The sequence below is a fragment of the Nitratireductor sp. CH_MIT9313-5 genome (genome assembly GCF_037029545.1).
In the GTDB taxonomy this organism is placed as follows: Bacteria; Pseudomonadota; Alphaproteobacteria; order Rhizobiales; family Rhizobiaceae; genus Chelativorans.
This window is the reverse complement of record NZ_JAYMER010000024.1, coordinates 1-2,434: the sequence shown is the minus strand read 5'-3', so window position 1 is coordinate 2,434 and position 2,434 is coordinate 1. Positions and strand designations below refer to the sequence as shown.

General features: G+C 57.7%; 2 protein-coding genes. Both read right to left on the bottom strand.

Translation table 11 applies throughout. From position 1 onward, the window contains the following. A partial coding sequence (locus WA367_RS16675; RefSeq protein WP_336057909.1) for a hypothetical protein occupies nucleotides 1-1,216 on the bottom strand: 1,216 nt, incomplete at its 3' end. A 223-nt stretch (nucleotides 1,217-1,439) separates the two neighbouring features. Then, nucleotides 1,440-1,721 (bottom strand): hypothetical protein, encoded by a 282-nt coding sequence (locus WA367_RS16670; protein ID WP_336057908.1) that lies wholly within the window; start codon nucleotides 1,719-1,721, stop codon nucleotides 1,440-1,442. Between the last annotated feature and the right edge of the window lie 713 nt (nucleotides 1,722-2,434).

The window sequence follows — 2,434 nt, the reverse complement described above, 5'->3', positions numbered from 1 at the left end:
CATCCTTGTCCACTTCCACAAGGCCCACATGTTTGAACCCGGCAGCTTCAAGACCAATGGCCTGTCCGCCAGCACCAGCACAGAGTTCCAGAACAGTAGGCGCTTTGTGGCCGTAAACGCTGACGGGAACATCAAGCGGTGTGTCTCCGGCTTCTCTCATGCGCTCTACAGCCATAGAGGTTCCGCTGTCGTCATCATAACCAAAGGCCCAAGCCAACTGCCATTGGAGGGAGCTGTTGAACGTGTAGGTGGCTTGCCATGGCTCGCCGTCGCCATAGTGTTCCTTGTGATAGACCTTCTCCTCGGCGATCGCCTGCAGCGCGCTGTAGGTTCCGGACCAGCCTCGATTGAACCCTTCCCGTGACGCGGTGATGAAGTCGAGATCGACGATATCAGGCAGGTCCTTCAGAAGCTCCGCGGCACGAGGCGCAATCGCTTCGACGCGACCGATTTGGTGAACACTCGAGTCCTCCTCTTCCAGCTGCGCGATGGTGCAAACCTCTTCCGTCAGTGCGTGGAGGGAATCGAGCCAGGCATCTGCTGCAGCAAGTGCCTCATCACGTGCCTTGCGCGCAGCGGCATTGCGGAAGGCACGGCGACGGCGGTCATCGAGTGTGCCTTCCACTGCAGCCTTGGCTAGCGCGATGTCGCGCTTCAGGCCACGCAGTTCCCTTGCCTGCAGCGCGCGTCCGGACTTGATCATGCGGATTGCTTCATCGCGCACCGTCTCATCCTGCCCAGCCAGATCGAGCAGAACAGAGGCCGCGACACCATTCTGGATCAGAAGCTCGCGTGGGGTCAGCGCCTCGCCGCGAAAGGAAATGCGTTCGTCACAGTCGCCGGGAAAGAGTTTGGCAAGTCGAACATAACGTTGCACGTCTCGTCGCGGCACCTGGCACTCATTCGCAAGGAATGCGGTGAGCTCACCGACCTTCATGTCCTGCGAAAGCTCCTCCCACAGATCACCAATGCGGAATGCCGCCTTCGCCTGCTGCACGCGCCACCGAGTGACGCTATCTTTGACCTTGCTCAACTCCTTGCCGAAGAGCGTTTCCATCTCACGAGCATCGTCGCCATCATCTGCTGCAGCCTGTTCGGCATCAGCGGCGTGCCCAACGTCCTCCGGCACATCATCCATGCCGTCGATCAATGGCACATCATCGAGCATGATGTGCTCATGCGTGTCGTCAGCGTGCCGAGATTTCAGCTCTTCCATTCCCGCCCCCATAGTTCGTTGATTGCACCCATAGCGGGCAATGCCTTGCGAGCCGGTGAGAAAGATCGTTTAAATGCAACCGACCTCGAAACTAAACGACATCACTGCCCATTGAGGCTCCACAGCGTCACTATGTGAGTTTCTGTTAATCTGATTCAAAAACACGGAGTAATGGGGGGAATACAGAACAGTGCATCACCATGTGACACGAACAGCGCCAGCACTAGCCGAAGCGGCGCATCCGGCGGTGGAGCACCCGCATGACCTGCTCCATGTCATAGCCGTCGTCGATCAACCGTCGCCGGGCGCACCTAAGGATCCACTGCAGCGCCTGCGGATGGAGCGCGGGGTCACGTGCCGCAGCACTGGCAAAGGCAGCTACAGCCGCAGCAACAGCAATATCGATGGTCGAAGCTTCCGGCCGCCTCTCCGCCGCCAATCGTTTTCGGTAGCGCTGCTGGCGCTCCCTGTGGGATGCATCGTCGGACTTTACTGCTCGGGGCATGCTCTTTCTCCTCTGTCCCGTCACTACGAGACAAGGATGAGGGAGACCCATGCAAGGAACAAAAGTCGGCGGAAGGCATGCGAGGAAGCGACTGCTGCATGAACAGCGACAACTCCCTGCTCTTCTGCCCGTGCACGCCGTTTGCCGGAGTAACGCTTTCCACGTTACCAGAATCGACTTCTGAGAGATCTGAATCGCTCGTCCGTGATTCAGAATCCGAAGATCTCATTTTGTTTCAAAGCGAGGTGCCTTGCCTGCACATGGAGAGGCATTCTTCAGCTGGCAGAATCGCTTTTCCATCATCCGGAATCGCTGGCTCGCATTCCAGAATCGGCTTCCACTGATCCTGAATCCAGACATCTCAAATTATTTCGCGTTGCAGGCACTGCATTATGCGTTGGCTGCATCTCATCGCGCATCATTGCGCATTGCCGCACTTGGTCGAGCACCTGAGCAAGCGGTTCGCCTTCGAGTGTCCCGTGCTCCATCAGGGCTTCAGCAACCAGCCTAATCCCGCTGACATTCTCTCGAACCAGTTATAGTGCTTCTGCAGCGTGCAGGTGCTCCATGTCGTCCACCGCGCGCTTTCCCTCGCAGGCAATTCCATTGCTCTGGTCATGGTCCTTCATATTTTCGTGAACACGTCATTTCTCCTCTGGCGCGGAGCTCCCGTGCCCGTAGAGGTCGGCGTTCTGATGTGCGTTGTCTTCGTT